Source organism: Sphingobium sp. WR1 (assembly GCF_059693745.1).
This window is the reverse complement of record NZ_JCATID010000074.1, coordinates 1-2,143: the sequence shown is the minus strand read 5'-3', so window position 1 is coordinate 2,143 and position 2,143 is coordinate 1. Positions and strand designations below refer to the sequence as shown.

At 60.5% G+C, this 2,143-nt stretch carries 2 protein-coding genes; both read left to right on the top strand.

Features of this window, described 5'->3' with window-relative positions:
- Nucleotides 1-135 precede the first annotated feature (135 nt).
- Entirely contained in the window at nucleotides 136-1,356 is a 1,221-nt protein-coding gene (locus tag AC58EF_RS28385) for an aromatic ring-hydroxylating oxygenase subunit alpha (protein ID WP_497279696.1), read from the top strand.
- Between the two features lie 49 nt (nucleotides 1,357-1,405).
- On the top strand, nucleotides 1,406-1,762 hold the full coding sequence (locus AC58EF_RS28380; RefSeq protein WP_497279695.1) for a hypothetical protein: 357 nt from the start codon (nucleotides 1,406-1,408) through the stop codon (nucleotides 1,760-1,762).
- The last annotated feature ends 381 nt before the right edge of the window (nucleotides 1,763-2,143 follow it).

The window sequence follows — 2,143 nt, the reverse complement described above, 5'->3', positions numbered from 1 at the left end:
TACCTGTCATGCCGCTCCGCAAAGGGGGCCCTTTTGGACGCCGATAGGGGGTCCTTTTTGCGCGCCGATTGACAGTGCCGGGAGAAAAAGGCAGGACTGACGGCACGATATGCCGAAAGTCACCAGGAGGGCACGATGAACGAATTGACGAAGGTCAGCCGGAGGAACTGGTTCCGGGCAGCAGACTTCGACCTCGACGACAGTTCGGTTCCCAGCTCCTTCTATACCTCTCAAGAACAATTCGACCTGGAACGAGAACGCGTTTTCCGCCGTGCGTGGCTTTCGGTCGCGCGCGTCGAGGAACTTCCGGCAGCCGGCGACTTCATCCATCGCGAAATCCTGCCGCTCAAGGCCAAGCTTCTTCTGGTGCGAGGCGACGACGGCGAGGTTCGCGGCTTTCACAATTCCTGCGCCCATCGCGGCGCCATGGTCGTGCAGGAAGCGCAGGGCAACACGGCACAGTTCCGCTGCCCCTATCACGCCTGGGTTTACGGAACCGACGGCAAGCTGCGCGCGTTGCCTGGCGCCGACATGTTCCCCGATGTGAAATGCGGTCATGACGGCTTACCTCCCGTACATGCCGGGATCTGGAACGGTTTCATCTTCGTGAATTTCGCCGAGGAGCCCGAGGAGACGCTGGAAGAGTTTCTCGGAGAGGCCGGCCGCCTGTTCGGCGAGCTGCCCTTTCACGAATACAAGCATGAGATACGCTTTCCCCAGCCTCTTGCCACCAACTGGAAGCACATCAGCAACGCCTTCACCGAGGGGTATCATCTCGGCTTTCTTCACAAGAACTCGCTGCCGTTCGTCTTTGTCCGGGAAAATCCCCTTACGGACTTCCCGACCGTGCGCATCATGGGACGGCACTCGGCGAATATCACGGAGGCCAATGGCCAATGGCGGCCCACCAAGCCGGTCACGCGGTTCGCTCTGGAGACCGGCTTTGCCGCGGACGCGGAACGCAAGCCGGTCGGCCGAATGTTGATCGATCATCCGTCGATCAATCCTGATCAGGTCGATCCGATCATGGAAGAAGCGATCAACATCTTCCCCAATACGCAGATACAGGTGCTGACCAACGGCTATCTATGGTATCAATACTGGCCTGACGGCCCGAACAAGATGCTCTGGGACGTCCGCCTCTTCCTCGACCGGGCGCCGCACAGCTTCAGGACCGAATTTGCGGAAGCGTCCTATATCGCCGCCAGCCGTGACGTGATGGCGGAAGATTCCTCCATCGGCGAATCACAACAGGAGGGCCTCCTCTCGGGGGGACTGGCCCGCGTTCAATATGGCGAGAACGAATTCATGCTGCGGCACTTTGCCCGCACGCTGACCGATTACATCGAAAACTGAGAACAGAACAAGCGACAGCGGGCCTTCGGGTCTCAGGAGAGAATGCGCGATGCCAACGACCGACGCAACGATCAGCCAGGATTTGCCCGCAGGTTTTGAGGAGCTCGCGGAATTTCTGGAAGAATGGGGGCCTCTCGACACGGAGAACAAACGCTACCAGCTTCGGCGGCGAAAGAGCTTCGAGGAACTCCGGCATTTCTACGATCGCGTGACGCCGCGACTGGAGGATATTTTTCGCCATCTCGATCAGTTCGAATATGGTCCGCTCCCCGAAGCGGAGCAGGGCCTTTTCCGCATAGCCCTCGGCCTCGCGGAAGTCGCGCAGGCTGTCGAAGTCCTCGGTCAGCCAGGCGTGCCGACCACCTCTCCGCAGCACAGCATCGATCTCGTTCGCCCGCGGCGTTGACAGGATGGCTCCCCGGCGAAGCGCCGTTGAACAAGATCGATCAAAGCGGAAATAAGGTGATTGCCGGGCGGTTTCCCGCGCCGATCGGCGAATTTCGCCCGTCGGCGGTCTCCCCTCCGCTAGCCATTCCTACGAGGACGAACGTTTCACGGGGTAAGCCGGCAGTCCTCGAATTGCACGCGGTCGGGTTCTACGCGGCCGCGTAGGACACATGTGGCGCGGATCGTGGCGCGGCGGGAAAGTTCGCGCAGGTCGGGCTCGTATTCCGCCCGGAACATTAGCGACACGCCGCTGTCTTTGCGCCGATTGTGGATCGGCGTGGAAAAAGGACCCCGTTAGCGGGGTGATCGGCGCCCAAAAGGAACCCCTCATCTCGGTGGT